General features: G+C 71.9%; 9 protein-coding genes. 1 reads left to right on the forward strand and 8 read right to left on the reverse strand.

The window, feature by feature from the left end; translation table 11 throughout:
- On the reverse strand, positions 1–7505 hold a 7505-nt coding region (locus tag AB0M26_RS29655), incomplete at its 3' end, for a type I polyketide synthase (RefSeq protein WP_365265788.1).
- A 203-nt stretch (positions 7506–7708) separates the two neighbouring features.
- Complete coding sequence (locus AB0M26_RS29660; RefSeq protein WP_365265790.1) at positions 7709–9073, reverse strand: cytochrome P450; 1365 nt, start codon at positions 9071–9073, stop codon at positions 7709–7711.
- Positions 9074–9462: 389 nt separating this feature from the next.
- Between AB0M26_RS29660 and AB0M26_RS29665 the strand changes: the two genes are divergently transcribed.
- The gene (locus tag AB0M26_RS29665) at positions 9463–10206 is read left to right on the forward strand and encodes a VC0807 family protein (protein ID WP_365265792.1); all 744 of its coding nucleotides are present in this window, start codon (positions 9463–9465) and stop codon (positions 10204–10206) included.
- Positions 10207–10257: 51 nt separating this feature from the next.
- On the opposite strand, the gene AB0M26_RS29670 is transcribed toward AB0M26_RS29665, so the two are convergent.
- The 6 genes from AB0M26_RS29670 to AB0M26_RS29695 all read right to left on the reverse strand — a co-directional run.
- Positions 10258–11496 carry an FAD-dependent oxidoreductase gene (locus AB0M26_RS29670; RefSeq protein WP_365265794.1) on the reverse strand — a complete coding sequence of 413 codons (1239 nt, stop codon included), beginning with the start codon at positions 11494–11496 and terminating at the stop codon, positions 10258–10260.
- Positions 11493–12533, reverse strand: a complete 1041-nt coding sequence (rfbB, locus tag AB0M26_RS29675) for a dTDP-glucose 4,6-dehydratase (protein WP_365265796.1) — start codon at positions 12531–12533, stop codon at positions 11493–11495. The genes AB0M26_RS29670 and rfbB overlap by 4 nt, the downstream gene beginning before the upstream one ends.
- Complete coding sequence (locus AB0M26_RS29680) at positions 12530–13597, reverse strand: glucose-1-phosphate thymidylyltransferase (protein WP_365265798.1); 1068 nt, start codon at positions 13595–13597, stop codon at positions 12530–12532. Before AB0M26_RS29680 ends, rfbB begins: the two co-directional genes overlap by 4 nt.
- A 44-nt stretch (positions 13598–13641) precedes the next feature.
- Entirely contained in the window at positions 13642–13836 is a 195-nt protein-coding gene (locus tag AB0M26_RS29685) for a ferredoxin (protein WP_365265800.1), read from the reverse strand.
- Positions 13837–13954: 118 nt separating this feature from the next.
- Entirely contained in the window at positions 13955–15205 is a 1251-nt protein-coding gene (locus AB0M26_RS29690) for an activator-dependent family glycosyltransferase (RefSeq protein WP_365265802.1), read from the reverse strand.
- A partial coding sequence (locus tag AB0M26_RS29695) for an SDR family NAD(P)-dependent oxidoreductase (RefSeq protein ID WP_365265804.1) occupies positions 15202–19293 on the reverse strand: 4092 nt, incomplete at its 5' end. The genes AB0M26_RS29695 and AB0M26_RS29690, both read right to left, overlap by 4 nt.

Genomic DNA, 19293 nt, shown 5'->3' on the forward strand with positions numbered 1-19293 from the left:
ACCTGCCCCGACGCCAGCTCCGCCCCCGCCTCCGGGAAGACCGTCAGACCAAGCCCCTCCAGCGTGCCCCTCTCCACAACATCCAGCCGCCACGCCGACTCCCCCAACACCCCCGACTCCCCGCCCGGAACAGCGAGTCCACCCGAGGCGACCCGGCTCAAACGAGGCGCGTAGGCCGTGCCACCCCGTACCGCCAACTCCGGCTCACCCGAAGCAAGCCCCCCGGACACAACCGCCCACGACTCCTCCGAACCATCCACATCCAGCAGACCGAACCGCCCCGGATTCTCCGCCCGCGCCGCCCGCACCACACCCCACACCGCAGCCAACACCGGATCCGGAAGCTCCTCGTCGAGCGCGACGGCCCCCTCCGTGACGATCACCAGCCGCGCACCCTCGAACCGCTCCTCCGCCAGCCAGCCACGGACCAGTTCGAGCACGTTCGCGGCGACGGAATGTGCTGCCTCCGGTTCGCTGCCGATGGGGCGCTCGACCCGTACCAGTACGTCGCCGGCCACGGCCTCTTCCGGCGCGGGCAGACCTGAGCCAGCCGTGGGGACCGGTCCCGGTGCCGCCGGCACCCGCGCCCAGTCGACCTGAAACAGGGCCTCCCGGGGGCCGCCGTCGGGCGGGGTGATCACGCCGGTCGCCTCTCGCAGCACCAGTGAGTCCACGGAGGCGACCGGCCCCCCGGTGGTGTCCGCCAGTTCCAGCGCCACCGCGTCGGGGCCGACCGGGGTGACGCGTACCCTCAGCTCGCGTGCGCCCGAAGCCCACAGCTGCACACCGCTCCAGGAGAACGGCAGGCGCAGGGACCCGTCGGCGCCGAACACTCCTCGCAGGACGGCGTGCAGAACGGAGTCCAGCAGTGCGGGGTGCATCCCGAACCGGTCCGCCAGTGCCTCGTGTCCGCTGGGCAGAGCGACCTCGGCGAAGATGTCTTCGCCGCGCCGCCACAGGCCGCGCAGGCCCTGGAACACGGGACCGTACGACAAACCCGACTCGGCGAAACGCTCGTACGCGTCCTCGACGGGCTCCGCCACCGCACCCGGCGGCGGCCACACTGCGAAATCGGTGGCGTCGTCCGGACGGGGAGTCACTGGCTCGGTGGTGAGCACACCGGTGGCGTTGAGGCTCCACGCCCCGCTCTCCGAGGCGTCGTCGGGGCGCGTGAAGACGCTGACGCCGCGGCGCCCCGAGTCGTCCGGACCGTTCACCAGCACCTGGACATGTACGCCGCCCTGCTCGGGGAGGACCAGCGGGACGGCGATGGTCAGTTCCTCCACCCGGTCGCAGCCGACCTGGTCGGCCCCTCGGAGGACGAGCTCCAGGAAGCCTGTTCCGGGGAACAGGACGGCGCCCGCGACCGTGTGATCGCGCAGCCAGGGGTGGCTCTGCAGCGACAGGCGTCCTGTGAACACCACGTTTTCGGAGTCGGCCGGTGCCACGGCCGCTCCGAGCAGCGGGTGGCCGGTGGCGGAGAGGCCGAGGAGCGAGATGTCGCCGCTGTGCCGTTGTGCGGCCGGGCTGGGCCAGTAACTCTTGCGCTGGAACGCGTACGTCGGCAAGTCGACCGTGCTCGCTCCGCTCCCGGCGTAGACCGCGGTCCAGTCCACCTCGCCGCCGCGGGCGAACAGCGCGGCGACAGCGGCCAGTGCCGCCGGTGCCTCCGGCCGGTCCCTGCGCAGGGTCGGCAGGATCAGGGGCGTGGCGGCGTCCGCGTCGAGGTCCACGTCGAGGCATGCCTGGGTGAGCGCGGTGAGTGTGCCGTCCGGGCCGAGTTCCAGGTACCGGGAGACGCCCTGGTCTGCGAGCGTGCGTACGGCGTCGCGGTAGCGGACGGTCCGGCGGACGTGGCGCACCCAGTAGTCGGGGGTCATGAGTTCGGCGGGGTCGGCGGAGGTTCCGGTGAGGGAGGAGACGACCGCCAGCCGGGGTTCGGCGTACGAGAGCTCCTCGGCGACTGTCCGGAACTCGTCCAGCATCGGCTCCATCAACGGCGAGTGGAAAGCGTGACTCACGCGCAGGACGGTCGTCTTGCGGTCCTGCGCGCGGAAGCCTTGCGCGATCTCCTCCACCGCATCCGACTCACCGGCGATCACCACGGCCTGCGGCCCGTTGACCGCGGCGATGTCCACCCGCTCGTCCAGCAGCGGCAGCACCTCCTCCTCGGAGGCCGCCACCGCCACCATCGCGCCGTCCTCCGGCAGTGCCTGCATCAACCTGCCCCGCGCGGCGACCAGTCGGCACGCGTCCGCCAGCGACCACACCCCCGCCACATGCGCCGCCGCCAACTCACCGATCGAATGCCCGGCCAGCGCATCCGGACGCACACCCCACGACTCCAGCAACCGGAACAACGCCACCTCAAGCGCGAACAGCGCAGGCTGCGCGAACTCCGTACGATTCAGCAGTTCCGCATCCCCACCGGAATCGCCGAAGACGGCCTCCCGCAGGCTGAACGGGAGTTCCGCGTCCACCGCGTCGAAGGTGTCCGCGAAGACGGGGTACGTCTCGTACAACTCCCGTCCCATGCCCAGGCGTTGGGCGCCCTGGCCCGCGAAGAGGAACGCGAGCTTGCGGCCGGAGCGCTCGACGGCGCCGGTGAGAACCCGGGCTACGGGCTCGCCTTCCGCCAGGGCGTGCAGCCCGTGTTCCAGTTCATCGCGGTGGGCGGCCAGGACCACCGCACGGTGGTCCAGCGTGCATCGGGTGGTCGCCAGCGACAGGCCGATGTCGCGCGGCGACAGTTCGGGGTGCTCCGCCAGGAAGGACCGGAGCCGGTCCGCCTGGGCGGTCAGTGATGTGGGATCTGCGGCGGAGAGCGGCACCGGCACGGTCCGGCCGTCGGCGCGGGCTGTGGGGTCGGTGTGGTCGCCGGGTTCGGGGGCGGGCGGCTGCTCGGCTACCTGCTGGATGATGACGTGGGCATTGGTGCCACTGATACCGAACGACGACACTCCGGCACGACGCGGACGGCCCGTCTCGGGCCACGTACGCTCCTGGGTCAGCAGCCCGATGTTCCCGGTCGTCCAGTCGACGTGCGAGGACGGCTGGTCGACGTGCAGTGTGCGCGGCAGCGTCCCCTGCCGCATCGCCATGACCATCTTGATCACGCCGCCCACACCCGCCGCCGCCTGGGCGTGACCGACGTTCGACTTCAACGACCCGAGCCACAAAGGCTGTTCACGGTCCTGGCCGTAGGTGGCGATGAGGGCCTGCGCCTCGATCGGATCGCCCAGCGGCGTTCCGGTGCCGTGTGCCTCGACCGCGTCCACGTCCGCCGCCGACAACCCCGCAGCGGCGAGCGCCGCCCGGATCACGCGCTGCTGCGACGGGCCGTTCGGCGCCGTCAGACCGTTCGACGCACCGTCCTGATTCACCGCGGAACCGGCGACGACGGCCAGCACACGGTGACCGTTGCGGCGCGCATCGGACAACCGCTCCACCAGCAGCAGACCGACGCCCTCGGACCACGCCGTACCATCCGCACCATCGGCGAAGGCCTTGCACCGGCCATCCGAGGCCAGACCCCGCTGCCGCGAGAACTCGAGGAACATCTCCGGGCCGGCCATGACGGTGACACCACCGGCCAGCGCCAGATCACACTCACCCGACCGCAGCGCCTGCGCCGCCAGATGCAACGCCACCAACGACGACGAACACGCCGTGTCCACCGTCACCGCAGGCCCCTCGAAACCGAAGGTGTACGCAATGCGGCCCGAGGCCACGCTCAGGGTGGTGCCGGTGAGGACGTAGCCGTCGGACTCTTCGGCGGCATCGCGGAGGCGAGCCCCGTAGCCCTGCTCCACGAGTCCGGCGAAGACGCCGGTGCGGCTGCCGCGCAGCACCGAGGGGTCGATGCCCGCCCGCTCGAAGACCTCCCACGACGTCTCCAGCAGCAACCGCTGCTGTGGATCCATCGCCAACGCCTCACGCGGCGAAATCCCAAACAACGCGGCATCGAACTCGGGAGCGTCGTAGAGGAAGCCGCCTTCACGGACGTAGACCCGGCCGGGGGTGCCGGGCTCCGGGTCGTACATCCCGTCCAGGTCCCATCCACGATCGGCCGGGAATCCGCCGATCGCATCACGGCCCTCGCTCACCAGCCGCCAGAGATCCTCCGGCGAACCCACCCCGCCCGGGAACCGGCAGGCCATGCCGACGATCACCACCGGATCGTCGCCCGCACTCACCGCCGGGGGCAGCGCGGGTACGAGGGCGGCCTCCGTCCCGAAGAGCTGGCTCTCCAGGTACCCGGCCGCGGCTTCGGGGGTCGGGTAGTCGAACAGCAGGGAGGAGGGCAGGCGCAGTCCGGTCTCGGCCCTGAGCCGGTTGCGGAGGTCGACGGAGCTGAAGGAGTCGAAGCCGAGGTCCTTGAAGGTGCGTCGGGGCTCGACCTGCTCGGCCGAGTCGTGGTTGAGGATGCCGGCGGCGTGGGTGCGGACCAGCTCCAGGAGCGCGCCGTGCCGTTCGCGCGGGGAGAGCGGGGCGAGGCGCCCGTGCAGGGGCGAGCCCGTGTCGTCGGTGTCCTCGGATTCGGAGACGATCTCTGCGTCGGTGAGGGGCCCGGCCTCGGCGACCGTCGCGAGCGGAAAGGTCCCGGCCTCGCGGAAGGTACCGGCCTCGCGGGAAGTTCCGGCCTCTCGGGAAGTTCCGGCCTCTCGGGCGGCGGGCGTTTTCCGGCCACCCGCGGGTTCGGGCAGCCAGTAGCGGCGGCGCTGGAAGGCATAAGTCGGCAGTTCCGTGCGCCGGGCGCGGTGGGCGTCGAAGACAGGGGCCCAGTCGACGGGGAGTCCGCGGGTGTGCAGGGCGGCGAGCGCCCCGAGAAACGCGGTCGTCTCGGGTCGGTCCTTGCGGAGGGCGGCGACCGCGAACGCCTCGTCTTCCCTCAGCGTTTCGTCGGCCAGCACCGTCAGGGTGGCGTCCGGACCGAGTTCCAGGAAGCGCCGGACGCCCTCCGCCTCCATGGTTCGGATGCCGTCGGCGAACCGGACGGGGCGCCGGACGTGCTGCGCCCAGTAATCGGGGGACATCAGGAGTTCGGCGGTGGCGGGGATTCCGGTGACGTCGGAGACGATGGGGAGGACGGGCTGCCCGTAGGAGACGTCGGTGAGCACCGCACGGAACTCGTCCAGCATCGGCTCCATCAGCGGTGAGTGGAAGGCATGGCTGACGCGCAGCGGTGTCGCTCTGCGGTCCTGGGCGCGGAAGTGTGCGGCCACCTCCTCCACGGCCTCGGCGGTACCCGACACGACCACCGCGCGCGGGCCGTTGACGGCGGCGATGCCGACCCGGTCGTTCAGCAGGGGCAGCACCTCGTCCTCGGTTGCCTGGAGGGCGGCCATCGCCCCGCCCTCGGGGAGCGCCTGCATCAACCGGCCGCGGGCGAGAACCACGCGGCACGCGTCGGTCAGGGACCAGACCCCGGCCACGTGGGCCGCGGCGATCTCGCCGACGGAGTGGCCGAACAGCACGTCGGGGCGGACGCCGAAGGACTCGGCGAGACGGAAGAGGGCGACTTCGAGGGCGAACAGAGCGGGCTGGGCGTACTCGGTACGGTTCAGGCGCTCGGCGTCGTCACCGAAGACGATCTCCCGCAGGGAGAAGGGCAGTTCGGCGTCCACCGCGTCGAACGCCTCGGCGAAGACCCGGGACGTCTCGTACAACTCCCGTCCCATGCCCAGCCGTTGGGATCCCTGGCCGGCGAAGAGGAACGCGGTGGGGCCGTGTCCGGCTGCCGCTGTGCCGTTCGACGCGGCCGGCGTGCCTGTCGCGGCCGGCGTGCCCGTCGCGGGCGGTTCGAAGACTCCGGTGACGACGTCGGGTGACGGGGTGCCGTCCGCGAGGGCGGTCAGGCCGCGCACCAGATCGTCGTAGTGCGTGCCGAGGACGACGGCCCGGTGTTCGAAGCGGGTCCTCGTTTCGGCCAGGGAGTAGGAGATGTCGGCCGGGTCGGGCGCGGGGCCGGCCTCCAGGCGGGTGAGCAGCCTGCGGGCCTGTGCCCGCAGCGCTTTGCCCGTACGGGCGGACAGGATCCATGGCAGCGGCACGCGACCGGCTCCGGGCCGGGCCTTCTCCCCTACGGCGTCATGAGGCCATTCCTCCATGACCACATGGCAGTTGGTTCCGCCCATCCCGAAGGAGCTGACACCCGCCCGCCGCGGCCGGTCGTCGCGCGGCCAGGGCCGGGGCTCGGAGGCGACCGAGACGTTGAGGTCGTCCAGGGAGATGGCCGGGTTGGGGTTCTCGTAGTTGAGACTCGCCGGGATCTGCCCGTGGCCGAGGGACAGGACGGTCTTGAGGAGGCCGGCGATACCCGCCGCGCCCTCGAGGTGGCCGATGTTGGTCTTGACGGAGCCGACGAGCAGCGGGGCGCCGTCGGTGCGGGCGCGGCCGCAGACCGTGCCGAGAGCGGCGGCCTCGATGGGGTCGCCGAGCCGGGTTCCGGTGCCGTGCAGTTCGACGTACTGGACGTCGGCCGGGTGCACGCGGGCCTGGCGGTAGGCGAGGTGGAGCACTTCCTCCTGGGCCTCCCGCAGGGGTGCGGTGAGGCCGTCGCCTCCGCCGTCGTTGTTGGTGGCGCTGCCGCGGATGACGCAGTGGATGCGATCGCCGTCGGCGACGGCGCGGGCCAGCGGTTTGAGGAGGACGAGGCCGCCGCCCTCGCCGCGTACGTAGCCGTTGGCGCGGGCGTCGAAGGTGTAGCAGCGGCCGTCCGGGGAGAGCGCGCCGAAGCCGGCGGAGGCGAGGGCGCTGTCGGGGGCGAGGGTGAGGTTGACGCCACCGGCCAGGGCGAGCCCGCTCTCGCCGCGCCGCAGGCTCTCGCAGGCCAGGTGCACGGCGACGAGGGAGGAGGACTGTCCGGCGTCCACGGTGAGGCTGGGGCCGCGCAGGCCGAGCACGTAGGAGAGGCGGTTGGCGATGATGCCGCGGTTGAGGCCGCTGAGTGTGTGCCGGCCGGGGTCGGTGCCGAGACGACGGGCGAGGGCGGCGTAGTCGTCCCAGATGGCGCCGACGAAGACGCCGGTGCGGCTGCCGCGCAGCCTGGCGGGGACGAGGGCTCCTTCTTCCAGCGCCTCCCAGCCGAGTTCGAGGATCAGGCGCTGCTGGGGGTCCATCGCCGCGGCCTCGCGGGGCGAGATGCCGAAGAAACCGGGGTCGAAGTGGCCGACGTGGTCGAGGTAGCCGCCGCGGGGGACGGCGCCGGGGCTGGACGGGTCGGCGTCGGGGAGGGCGTCCCGGCGGTTCTCGGGGGTTTCCGTGACGGCGCTTTCGCCTTCGATCAGCAGACGCCAGAAAGCGGCCGGATCGGGCGCCTGGGGAAATCGGCAGGAAATGCCGATGACCGCTATCGCATTCTTGGCCGCCGATGCGCTCTTTTCCTTCGGCGGGATACGGGCCGTGTCCCCCGGAACGGGTTCCGGACGCCCGGGGGATTCCGGTCCCCTACGGGGTTCCGGCGTGTTTCCCGGTACGTGTGGGTCTTCTGGCAACACGGCCACTGCCTCCGCCCTACGAATCCAGCAATTTTCTGGCCGCGCATTCCGGCCGGATCCGACTGCCGCGCGACCGGCGAGACGATCGCAGGTTGCTATGCGATCGATGGTTCCGACGCATTTCATACTGGCGGCTGCCTGCGGACCAGTCGCGCGGGCAGCTTGTGATCTAGGGAGACTTCTACTTGTTCGTCCCTGGTCAGGGGCCGTCAGCGCCTGCGGTGGGCGACCATCTCGAGACCGCCGCGGGGCTGGAGCGTGAAGTCGCTGGTGACCCTGCTCGGCGGTTCGCCGGCGGGCTCGAACTCCCAGTGCCGGCTGAGGGTCGCCAATGCCATGACGCCTTCCATCTGGGCGAAGACGTTGCCGATGCACTGCCGCGGTCCGGCACCGAAGGGCAGGTAGGCCAGCTTGGGGCGGCCGGGGGCCTTGGCCTGACCGCTGAAGGGATCGAAGGGGTCCTCGAACGACAGGAACCGCGAGGGGATGAACCGCTCCGGCTCCGGCCACCACGTGGTGTCACGGTGCAGGACGTACGGGCTGACCATGATGACGCTGTTGCGGGGGAGGTGGTAGCCGTTCGCCCGGTAGTCCTCCAGGGAGCGCCGGACGAGGACCCAGGCCGGCGGGTACAGGCGCAGCGCCTCGGAGAACACGGCGTCGGTGAACATGAGGCGGGGCAGGTCCTCGACGGTGGGCAGCCGGTCCCCGAGGACCCAGTCTATTTCGGCGTGCATCCGCGCGCGGGCCTCGGGGTGGGTGCCGAGCAGGTAGTACGCCCAGGTCAGGGCGCCGGAGGAGGTTTCGTGCCCGGCCATCAGCAGGGTCATGGCCTCGTCACGCAGCTCCAGATCGGTGAGGTGCTCGCCGGTGTCCGCGTCCGTGACGTGGAGCAGCACGGACAGCAGGTCCTCCCCGTCGCTGTTCCCCTTGCGCCGGTCCTCGATCATGCCGTAGACGATGTCGTCGACGGCTTTCAGGCCTTGCTTGAACTGGCGGTTGGCCGGGAGCGGCAGATGGAGAAGGATCTTCCCGAAGGGGCTCAACTCCCAGCGCAGCGGGCCGCCTTCGCGGGGGAAGGCGGTGCGGATGCGGGCGGCGGCCTCGCTTTCGAGGGAGACATCGAAGAGGGTGCGGGTGACCATGCCGAGCGCGAGTTCGTACATGGCCTCGTGGAAGTTGAACTGCTCGCCGTCGGTGAAGCGGCCGGAGAACTCGGCGGCGATGTCGGCGAACGAGGAGCCGTATCCGGCGATGCGCTGGCGGTGGAAGATGGGCTGGATGAGCCGGCGCTGCCTTCGGTGATATGTTCCGACGCTGGTCACAAGACCCTTGCCCAGGACACGTTCGATGCTGGAGCCCCAGTCGTCCGGGCCGGGGCCGACTTTCTGCGCGTCCTTGTCGAAGCGGCGGCTGGACGCGATGATGACGTCCTGCACGACGTCGAAGTCGCTGACGAGAAAGGCGTCGGTCTTCCCCATCGGGACACGGACCAACGGCCCGTAAGTGTCACGCAGTCCGCACAGATATTGCGGGACGTTCTTGATGACCTCCCGCATCTCCTTGAGCCCCATGGGATCCGGAGTGGGGACGGTATCGGTATGCGCGGACCACTCGGGAATTGCTTCGACGTGGGTCACAGATGTCTCCAGGGTAAGCGGAGGGTGACAGGCTCGATACGCCGGGACAGCTGTGCAGAGATCTTCGGTTCCTGCCACCGCGGCGGGAATTGGACATCACGGGCGTCCAGTGCCCGACGCTAGCACCGGGGGAACGGGGGTCAATGAACCCTCGTGGAGGTCTAGGGGATTCCAAAGGATTGTCCGGTGCGGCCCTTCGCCACGGCCTCGGGTCCGGGGGGCGCACGTACGCTGTGCGCGTGGCGGCCCGCCCGGATGTCGAGCGGATGACGCGAGGGCGACCGGGCAAACCGTTCCCGTACGGCCCCTCGGACGGAGAACCCATGACCAGCAGCGGCAGCGCCCTACCGGATCAGCCCTCCCACGGTCCTGCCCGCGGCCGCGCCGACGGCGGAGGGGCCGGCCGCGACACGTCTCGCTCCGACTCCGGGCCTCCCCTGCTGCTGACCGTGGTCGTGGACCTCGGTGTCCCGATCGGCCTGTACTACGGGCTGACGGCGATGGGGGTGAGCGATGTCCTCGCGCTGACCGCCGGTGCGGTGGTTCCCGCGGTGGCCACGCTGGTGCGGTTCTCCAGGACGCGGCGGCTGGATGTCCTGGGCGTGTTCGTGACGGCCATGCTGGTGCTCAGCATCATCGTGTCGGTCGTCGGGGGCAGTCCGCGGATGCTGCTGGTGCGGGACGGCTGGCTGACGGGTGTGGCCGGGCTCGGTTTTCTGGTGTCGCTGCGCGGCAGGCGGCCGCTGGCCTTCGGCTTCTCGCGGCGGCTGCTGGAGCGCAGGACCACCGATGGCCGGGACTGGGACGAGTTGTGGGAACAGGTCCCGCGTTTCCGTCGGATCTGGCGGGTCACCACCGTGATCTGGGGCATCGGCCTGCTGGTGGACTCGGGGATCCGGACGCTGATGGCGTACGCGCTGCCGGTGCATGTGGTGCCGGCGCTCAACGGCGCCCAGTACGGGGCCTTCACCCTGCTGATGCTGGTGATCGTCAACATTTATCACGCCCGCGCCGGCCTCTGGCTCATCCTGATGCCGGACCTCGATGGGCGGATGTCCGGCCGTTAGTCTCCGGGCTGCGGGCCCGTTCCGGGCACCGCCGCTGCGCAGGAGGCGTAGTCAGGCTCCCGGTTCGCTGCCCGCCGCAGCCTCCGTGGCCCCCGGTGCCTGTGCCGGCCGGCTCCCCCACCGCGCCCCCTCCTCCACCAGGGGCCGCAGCCGCTGAACGGCCCGGGGCAGGTTGACGGCGACGGCGCCGCGGACGCGGCCCCCGGCGCAGTGGACCGCGGCGAACTTGCACTCTGCGAAGCTGCCTTCGACGATGTGGCACGTCCCGGCACCGCCCGCCTCCCCGAGCACCTGGATCCTCAGGTCGTGCTGGTCGGTCCAGAAGTAGGGCAGCGGAGCGAAGGGTCGGGCCCCGGGGCCGGCGAGCAGGTTGCGGGCGAGGGCCACGGCCTGTTCCGCGGCGTGCGTGCGGTGTTCCAGCCGCCGTCGCCTGCCCGTACGGGCATCGGGCCGGCAGGCCACGTCGCCCGCGGCCCATACGCCGGGGCCGGCGGCGCACAGCGCGTCGCAGACGACGCCGTCGTCGACGCGGACGCCGCTGCCGTGCAGCCACTCGGTGTTGGTGAGCGAACCGACCGCGGCGAGCACCACGTCAGCAGGCAGCGTCGTCCCGTCGGCCAGCCGTACGCCGGTGACGGCGCCGCGCGCCCCCTCCACCGCCGTCACCCGACCCCGCCGTACGCGCAGCCCGAGTTCGCGGTGCACCGCTGCAACCATCCCGGCGGTCTGCGGTCCGAGGAGGTCGACCAGCGGTACGGGCCGGGCACCGACCAGGGTGACGTCGGCCCCCAGTCCGCGGGCGGCGACGGCCGCCTCGGTGCCGAGCAGACCGGCTCCGGCCACGACCAGGCGCGGTCCCCCGGCCAGTGCGTCGCGCAGGGCGAGCGCATCGTCGAGGGTGCGCAGCACGTGCACGCCGGTCAGCCCGTCCGCGCCGGGCAGCCGCCTGGGCCGTACCCCGGTGGCGACGACGACGGCATCGGCGTGCAGCCGGCTGCCGTCGGCCAGTTCGACCGCGCGGCCGGGGCGGTCGAGCCGGGCGGCGGCGGTGCCCAGCCTCAGGTCGATACCGAGGCGGTCGTAGGTGTCGGGGCCGCGCAGCCGGATGCGGTCCGGCTCCCACCCGCCGGTGAGGATCTGCTTGGACAGCGGCGGCCGGTCGTACGGCGGATGCCGTTCGGCGCCGACGAGGGTGAGGCGCCCTTCGTAGCCGTGGCGCCGCAGGGTCTCGGCGGTGGTTGCGCCGGCGGCGCCCGCGCCGACGACGACGATCTCGGCCGGGCCGGTCAACGGAGCGCCTCGGCGGTCTGCTTCAGCGGCTCCCACCAAGCCCGGTTGGCCCGGTACCAGGCGACGGTCTCGGCCAGGCCGGTGGCGAAGTCCTTGCGCGGCCGGTAGCCGAGCTCATCGCGGATCTTGGTCCAGTCGACGCAGTAGCGGCGGTCGTGGCCCTTGCGGTCCGGGACGTAACTGATGCGGTCCGGCCCGGCACCGCAGGCGTCGAGCAGTAGACCGGTGAGCCGCCGGTTGGTCAGCTCGGTGCCACCGCCGATGTTGTAGACCTCGCCGGCCCGGCCGCGGGTGCGGACGAGTTCGACGGCGCGCACGTGGTCGTCGATGTGCAGCCAGTCGCGGATGTTGCCGCCGTCCCCGTACAGCGGGACCTTCCGGCCGTCGAGAAGGTTGGTGACGAACAGCGGTATGACCTTCTCCGGGTACTGGTGGTGGCCGTAGTTGTTGGAGCACCGGGTCACCCGTACGTCCAGGCCGTGGGTGCGGTGGTAGGCGAGGGCGAGCAGGTCGGAGGACGCCTTGGAGGCGGAGTAGGGGGAGTTGGGACGCGGAGGGCAGTCCTCGGTCCAGGCACCTGTGTCGATGGAGCCGTACACCTCGTCGGTGGAGACGTGCACAAAGGTGCGGATGCCGTGGCGCAGCGCGGCGTCGAGCAGGGTCTGGGTGCCCAGGACGTTGGTGCGGACGAACTCGGAGGAGCTGAGGATCGAGCGGTCCACGTGGGATTCGGCGGCGAAGTGCACGACGTCGTCGTGACCGGCCATGAGTCCGCCGACGAGTTCCTGGTCGCAGATGTCGCCCTTGACGAAGGCGAACGCGGGATGGTCGCGCACCGGGTCGAGGTTGCCCGGGTTGCCGGCGTACGTGAGGTTGTCCAGGACGGTGACGGTCACTCCGGCGGGGCCGTCGGGTCCGAGCAGGGTCCTGACGTGGTGGGAGCCGATGAAGCCGGCGCCGCCGGTCACCAGGACGCGGGCGCCTCCCGCGGCGGCCGCGGACGGCGTGCCGGGCGGTACGGGGTCGGGGCCGGTCATGACGAGATCTGCACCCGCCCGTGGTCGCCGATCACCAGCCGGTGGGTGGCGGGCACGCGGGGGCCGAGGGAGACGCGTACGTTGCGGCCGACGAGCGAACCCTCGACCCTGCGGATGCTGTCGAAGCTGGACTCCCGCAGGATGATGGAGAATTCGATCTCGCTGTTGCGGATGACGCAGTCCTCCGCGATGGAGGTGGACGGCCCGATGTAGGAGTCCTCGACGACGGTTCCGGGGCCTATGATCGCGGGCCCGACGATGCGTGAGCCGCGGATCCTGGCTCCGGCGTCGATCTGCACCCGGCCGACGATCTCGCTGGTCTCGTCGACGTCCCCTTCGACCCGGTACTCCAGCCGGTCCAGGAGTCTGCGGTTGACGTCGAGGATGTCCATGGCATTGCCCGTGTCCTTCCAGTACCCGGTGATCACCGTGGTGCGCACGTCCCGCTCCCGCTCCAGGAGCCACTGGATGGCGTCGGTGATCTCCAGTTCGCCACGCGCGGACGGGGCGATGGCGCGCACCGCCTCGTGGATCGTCGGGCCGAAGAGGTAGACGCCGACCAGCGCCAGATCGCTCCTGGGCCGCTCGGGTTTCTCCTCCAGTCGCAACAGCCGCCCCGCGTCGTCGAGTTCGGCGACGCCGAAGGCGGACGGGTTGGGTACGCGGGTGAGGAGGAGCTGGGCGTCCGGGCGCTCCTTGCGGAACTCGTCGACGGTGTCGGTGATGCCGCCGAAGACGAAGTTGTCCCCGAGGAACATCACGAAGTCGTCGTCGCCGAGGAAGTCCCGGGCGATGAGCACGGCGTGGGACAGCCCGAGCGGGGCCTCCTGCCGGAGGTAGGTGACGTCGAGCCCGAAGTCGGAGCCGTCGCCGACGGCCTGCCGGATCTCCTCCTCGGTGTCTCCGACCACGATCGCGACGTCGGTGATCCCGGCGTCGGCGATCGCCTCCAGCCCGTAGAAGAGGATGGGCTTGTTGGCGACCGGCACCAACTGCTTCGCGGAGGTGTGGGTGATCGGCCGCAGCCGGGTCCCCGCGCCTCCAGAGAGGACAAGAGCTTTCACGGTTCCACCCGCCTAACTGATTACGTCGGTGTGGGGGCCGGCCGTCAGGGCTGGAGCTCGATGGCGCCGGAGGGGCAGATCAGCTCGGCCTCCTTGACCGCGGCGCGCAGGTCGTGGGGCGGCTCGGCCTGGAGCAGTTCCACGAGCCCGTCGTCCCGGCTCTGGTCGAAGATGCCGGCGGCGGCCAGCACGCACTGCCCGGCTCCGACGCAACGGTCGCGGTCCACATTGATCTTCATGGTGTCCTCCAGTTCCTCTGGTGGGCTGGTTCACGGGTCGTTGGCCCGCAGGATTGGGCGTTCACGCCCGTCGACCGGCCGTTGCCGGCGGTGGGACGCGGTGCGGGGCGGCTGCCGTTCATCGGGCCTCCGCCAGTCGTTCGACGGCCGGCACCACGGCGTGCGGGCTGGGCATCGCCTCGCAGGCGGCCCGCAGCCGCCGGGCCGCATCGGCGAATTCCGGCTGCCCGGTGAGCCGCCGGACGTGGTCGAGGACGTTCTGTGCGGTGGCGTCCCGGTGGTGCAGATGGATGCCGGCTCCCGCCTTCCGGAGCGCCCGGCCGCGCAGTTCGTGGTCGGAGACGAGGGTGGAGAGCACCAGTTGGGGCACGCCGTCGGTCATGGCGGTGGCGAACGTGCCGTAGCCGCCGTGGTGGATGACGGCCGAGCAGCTCGGCAGCAGTGTGTGCAGGGCCACCGAGTCGACGACCCGGGCATTGCCGGGGACGGCGGGGAGCTTCTCCCGCTGGGCGGGCAGAAGCGCCGCGACCACCTCCAGGTCCTCGTCGGCGAGGGCGTCGAGGATCTCGGGCACGGAGACGTAGTCGCCGCCGTAGTCCTCGGTGTTGGAGGCTCCCAGGCTGAGGCAGACACGTGGCCGTTTGGGCGCCTCTCGCAGCCAGTCCCACACCACCGCGCGGCCGTTGTACGGGATGTGACGCATCGGTATTTCGCGCGATGCGGTGGGCACCGACAGAGCCGCGGGGAGGGTGCTGATGGTGGCCTGGCCGTGCAGCATCTCCTCGTCGCAGGAGAATCCGAACGGTTCCGACCTCGAAGCCAGCCACTCGGCGAGCGGATCCACCCGCTCGTCCTCGGGTTGCTGCCGCATCAGCTCCAGGTACGTCTGCCGGGTCCGGCCCCACACATCGGCGCACCACATCAGGCGGGCGTGTGCCGCCCCGCTGATGCGGGCGGCGACCGCGCCCGCGTACGCCAGCGGGTCCCGCACGACGAGGTCGGGCCGCCAGCTCTGGGCGAGGGCGGCCAAGTCCTCGATCATGGAGTCGTTGTAGACGGCGAACGCGTAGGGGACGCTCAGCTCGTAGCGCTCCTTGAGCTCTGCCCAGTCCACCTCGGGGCGTTCGCACCGGCTCCAGTTCGCGGTCCGGTAGTCCTGCGACTCCCGGTAGGCGGCCATGTCGGTGTGGATGCCGTGGTCGCTGCCGACGGGGACGGCGGTGAGCCCGGCGCGGGTGATGGTCTCGGTGGCCATGGGCTGGCTCGCCACACGCACATCGTGGCCGGCGACGGTGAGCGCCCACGCCAGCGGGGCCATGAGGTACACATGGGACTTCTCGGACAGGGTGACGAACAGGACCCGCATCATGCTCCCTCGTTTCGGTGGGCGGTCAGGTGGCCGTTGGGGTGCGGCGGAAGACCTGTGTCGATCCAGGTGACGAGGGCGCCGGCGGTCGTGGCGGCGTGCGACTCCATCATCGTGAAGTGATTGCCGGGGACCTCCACCACGCTCCCCGCGCCGTCCCAGGAGCTCTGCCAGTCCCCCGGTTCGAGCGGGCCTTCCTCGGCGGCGGTGACCGGCGGTTCGCTCGGGCGCACCAGCACCACGGGCGTCGACAGGTCGCCCGGGTCCCACTCGCCGATCATCCGGATGTACCAGCTCATCGCGGACAACCGGTCGGCGTCCATGTGCGCGAACATCGACTCGCGGTCGAACATCCCGCCCAGCATCTCGGCCGAGAAGCGGGTGAACGGCGAGTCCGTGCGCGGCATGTAGGTGTCGAGCAGCGCCACACCCAGGGGCGGATGCCCGGACCGCTCCAGGTGGCGGGCCGCGGCCAGCGCCAGGATCCCGCCGGAGGAGGAGCCGGTGAGGACGAACGGCCTGCCGTCGGCGCATCGCAGCACCCACTCGGCCTGCGTCCTGGCCACCACGTCGAGCGACGCGGGCAGGGGTTCGCCGCGCCCGAAGCCGGGCGTGGGCAGCGCCCATACGTCCCGGCGACCGCGGAACGCGGAGGCGAACCGCGCGTACTGGTGCACACCGGCCAGCGCCACGTACGAGCTGAAGCAGACCAGCGCGGCGCCCTCGTCCCCGGCGGCGAGCCGCAGCCCGCCGACCGGTCCCGTCAGGTCGGCCGGGGACTCGAAGACGGGCCGCAATTCGGCGACCGCCTGCAGGAGAGCGAACCCCTCGTCGATGCGGCCCTGTTCGCACGCGGTGCGGAACAGTGCTCCCACGGTGTCCTCCGGCCTGCCGGCCCGCTGTGTCCCCGGCTCGCCGCCCGTCCCGGTCCCACCGGGTGCCCCGTGATCGCCGGGCGTGGACACGGCGAACCGCTCGGCCAGATCGGCGGCGAGCTCCTGGGGCGTGTCGAGGTCGAAGACCAGCGTCGGGGGCAGCCGGAAGCCGGTCAGGGAACCGAGCCGGTTGCGCAGTTCCACGGCGGTCAGGGAGTCGAAGCCCAGCTCCGCGAAGGCCCGCTCGGGCAGCACCTCGTCGGTCGAGTCGTGGCCGAGGACCGCGGCGACCTGCTCCCGGACCGCGTCGAGCAGAACCGCGAGGCGTTCCGCCCCGGCACGTCCCGCCAGCCGTGCGGCGAGCGACTTCCCACCGTCGGCCGGAGTCGTCGCGGCGACCGGACGGCGCGTCCCCGTACGGGATCCCTTCCGCGCGTCCCGGGCCACGGCGACCACGGCCGCGTCGGGTGCGGCGAGGGCGGCGTCGAACAGCGCGAGGCCTTCCTCGGCGGTCAGCGGCAGCATGCCTCCGCGCGCCATCCGCTCCCGGTCGGTGGCGCCGAGCCCGGCGGTCATACCGCTCTTCTCCGCCCACAGCCCCCAGGCGATCGAGGTGCCCGGCAGCCCACGGGCCCGGCGGTGCGCGGCCAGTCCGTCGAGAAAGGCGTTGGCCGCGGCGTACGCGCCCTGGCCGGCCGCGCCGAACGTCCCCGCCGCCGAGGAGAACACCACGAACGCCGCCAGGCCCTGCCCCTCGGTCAGCCGGTGCAGATGCCACGCCCCGTCCGCCTTCGGACGGAGCACACGGTCGACCTGGGCGTCGGTCAGCGAGGTCAGCGTCGCGTCGTCGACGACCCCGGCGGTGTGCACGACACCCGTCAGCGGGTGCTCGTCGGGGACGCGGGAGAGCAGGTCTTCGACGCCGGCCGGGTCCGCCACGTCGCATGCGACGAGGGTCACCTCGGCGCCCTGCGCGGCCAGTTGGCCGACCAGGGTCTCGGCTCCGGGCACGTCCCCCCCGCGCCGGGAGGCCAGCAGCAGCCGGCGCACCCCGTGCGCGGTGACCAAGTGCCGTGCCACCAGGGAGCCGAGGGCGCCGGTTGCTCCGGTGACGAGGACGGTGCCGTCCGGATCGAAGGGCGTTGCGAGGGCGGCGTCGGAACCGGAGGCCGTCGCCTGTACGGTGAGGTCCGGGACCAGCAGCACTCCGTCGCGCACGGCTGACTGCGGACGGGCGGCGGCGACCGCGGCCGGGACGGCACGCCGGGCGGCTTCGTCACCGCTCTCGGCGGCCGCGTCGAGGTCGAGGAGTTGCAGGCGTTCGGGATGCTCCAGCTGGGCGGACCTGATGAGCCCCCACAGCGCGGCGGCCGCCACGTCGCTCACGTCCTCCCCCATGGCGGCGGCGAGGGCCCCCCGGGTGGCCAGGACCAGGCGCGAGCCGGAGAACCGTTCGTCGTCGACCCAGTGCCGTACGAGATCAACGGCCGTGTCCAGCAGCCGCCTTGTGGCCTCGGGAGCGGGCGCATCGGCAGCGGTGCAGGCGGTGAGGACGACCTCGGGCGCGGCGGTACCGGTATCGACGGCCGCCGCCAGCGCATCGAGATCGGCGTAGCACTCCAGGTGCACCCCGGAGGCGTCCAGTACCTCGGCGAGGCCGCCGTCGCCCTGTCCGAGCAGCGCCCAGCGCACGGTTTCTCTGGCCGGGGCGGCCGGCTGGGGCTCGGTGGGGCGCCAGCGCTGGACGAGGAGGTTCGGCGGGGCCTCCGCCGTACGGGCCTCGGGGGTATCGGGGATCTGTCCTGCGCCCACCTTGCGCAGCACCAGACTGTCCGCCGTGGCCACCGGCCGCCCCTCGGGGTCGGCGACGGACACTGCGTACGCGTCCGGGCGACCCGCGGGCGCCAGGTGAACGCGCAGCGCGCTCGCCCCCGTTGCGTACAGGGACACTCCGGTCCAGGCGAACGGCAGGGTCACCGAAGCCCCTTGGTCGCCGGCACCCTCCAGGGCACCGACGAGCAGGGTCTGCACTGCGGCATCCAGCAGGGCTGGGTGCAGTCCGTAGCGGGACCCTTCGCCGCGGTGGCTCTCCGGCAGCGCCACCTCGGCGAAAACGTCCTCGTCACGCCGCCAGACGCGGCCGAGTCCGCGGAACGCGGGCCCGTAGGTGAACCCCCCGGCGGCGAACTGCTCGTACCAGTCGCCCTCCCCCGCCGTCCCGGGCTCGACCGGTACGGCGTCCGGCGGCGGCCAGGCTCCGGTCTCCGGGGGCGGCGCTCCCGTGTCCTCGGCGAGGAGGCCCTGCGCGTGGCGGGTCCATGGGTCGCCGGGGTCGGCGTCGGCGCTCCGCGAGTGCACGCCGAACGGCCGTCGCCCGTCCTCGTCAGCAGCGCCGAGGGCCAGTTGGAGCTGTACGGCGCCGCGTTCGGGCAGTACCAGCGGGGTTTCCAGGGTCATCTCGGCGACATGGCCGAGGCCGACGAGTTCACCGGCGTGCAGGGCCAGTTCGAGACAGGCCGTGGCGGGCAGGATGGTACGGCCCAGCACCTGGTGATCGGCGAGCCAGGGGTGGCCGCGAGTGGACAGGCGTCCGCTTAGGACCAGGCCGCCGGTGTCGGCGACGCTCACCGCGGCGGACAGCATCGGGTGCTCGGCCCGCTCCAGCCCCGCGGCGGTGACATCGCCGGGCTGCCCGGACGCGTCCAGCCAGTAACGGCGCCGCTGGAAGGCGTATGTCGGAAGCAACACCGGTGCGGTGTCGGGGAGTTGTGCCGTCCAGTCGACGCGAAGGCCGTCGACGTGCAGCCGGGCCACCGCCGCGAGGACGCTCGGCGCTTCGGGCCGGTCCTTGCGGAGCACGGGTACGAGTACCGCTGTTCCGGGGTCGTCCAGGGCGGTCCGGGCGAGGGCGGTGAGGGTGCCGTCCGGCCCCAGTTCGAGGTAGCGGCCGACGTTCCGCTCGGCGAGCGTCCGGACGGCATCGGCGTACCGGACGGTCCGGCGGACATGCTGCACCCAGTAGTCCGGTGACATCAACGCGTCGGCGGTGGCGGTCTCGCCGGTGACGGTGGAGACGAGAGGCAGCTTCGGCCGCTCATACGTCAGGCTCTCGGCGACCTTGCGGAAGTCGGCGAGCATGGGCTCCATCAGCGGGGAATGGAAGGCGTGGCTGACGCGGAGGGCCGTGGCCTTGCGGTCCCCGTTACGGAAGTGGAC

This window comes from Streptomyces sp. NPDC051776 (genome assembly GCF_040681345.1).
GTDB lineage: Bacteria > Actinomycetota > Actinomycetes > Streptomycetales > Streptomycetaceae > Streptomyces.